The sequence below is a fragment of the Mesorhizobium sp. M7A.F.Ca.CA.004.04.2.1 genome, assembly GCF_004022825.1.
Classification (GTDB): domain Bacteria; phylum Pseudomonadota; class Alphaproteobacteria; order Rhizobiales; family Rhizobiaceae; genus Mesorhizobium.
The window spans coordinates 1-1,014 of record NZ_RZPH01001476.1 but is presented as its reverse complement, the minus strand read 5'-3'; the positions used below and the strand labels follow the sequence as shown (position 1 = coordinate 1,014).

The 1,014-nt window shown below is 63.6% G+C and carries 2 protein-coding genes; both read right to left on the bottom strand.

The features are described from left to right. On the bottom strand, window positions 1-314 hold a 314-nt coding region (locus EN893_RS35500; RefSeq protein WP_164901466.1), incomplete at its 3' end, for an ATP-binding cassette domain-containing protein. A 79-nt stretch (window positions 315-393) separates the two neighbouring features. Then, on the bottom strand, window positions 394-1,014 hold a 621-nt coding region (locus EN893_RS35495; RefSeq protein ID WP_164901465.1), incomplete at its 5' end, for a substrate-binding domain-containing protein.

The following is a 1,014-nucleotide window of genomic DNA, read 5'->3' as shown; positions in this document are numbered from 1 at the left end:
ATGACGATGTTGTCGGCAACGCTTAGCTCGGGGACCAGCGACAGTTCCTGGAAGATGCAGACGATGCCGGCCTTGTTGGCGGCACCCGGAGAAGCGAAGGTCGCCTCGCGCCCGTCCAGCGTCATGCGGCCCTCATCGGGCGCCACGACACCTGCCATGACCTTGATCAGCGTCGACTTGCCGGCGCCGTTTTCACCGAGAATGGCGTGGATGCTGCCGGCTTCGACGACAAGCTCGGCCTTCTCCAGCGCGCGTACACCGCCATAGCGCTTGGATATGCCTTCCATACGAAAGAGCGGAGCCGCACCGTCCATCGGCCCTCCCAGGGCGATTGTGGAATTGAGACAAGCGCCGCGGCTCAAGCCGCGGCGCCGGGTGACAGCCAGCGATGATTTACTGGTTTTCCTTGGTCTGACCCATGATTTCCTGGGCGCTGAAATTGATGCCGCAGGTCGGGAAGGAATTGCCGACGAAGAAATTGTCGGATTCCTTGGGGAAGTAATCCGTGCCTTCCTTCAAGTTCGGGTCTTCGGCGATCGCCAGCGGCAGCTTCACCTCTTGTGGTACCACCTCGCCTTCGAGTGCGGCGATCGCGGTCTTGATGGCGACGGCGACCTGAGCCGGACCCGAGCCGGCGGACGAGCACTTCAGCCCGTCGGCCGAATGCGCGGCGCAGAACTTGCGGAAGCCGTTCTCGGTCTCGCCGCCAAACGGCACGAACGGATGCTTGGCGTCGATCATCGCCTGCACGATGCCGGTATCGCCGCCCTGGCCGGTGATGCCGTCGAACGGACCGTTGGTGGCGATCGCATCGGCGGTCACTTTCTGTGCCACGCCGTCATCCCACTTGCCGGCGACTTCGGTGACGTCCCACTTCTTGCCGGACGCAGCGAAGACCTCGTGGATGCCGTTGTGGCGGTCGGTGTCGACGGAGGTGCCGGCGACGCCGCGCACTTCCAGGATCTTGCCGCCATTCGGTATCTTGGCGACCAGCCACTTGGCCCACAATTCGCC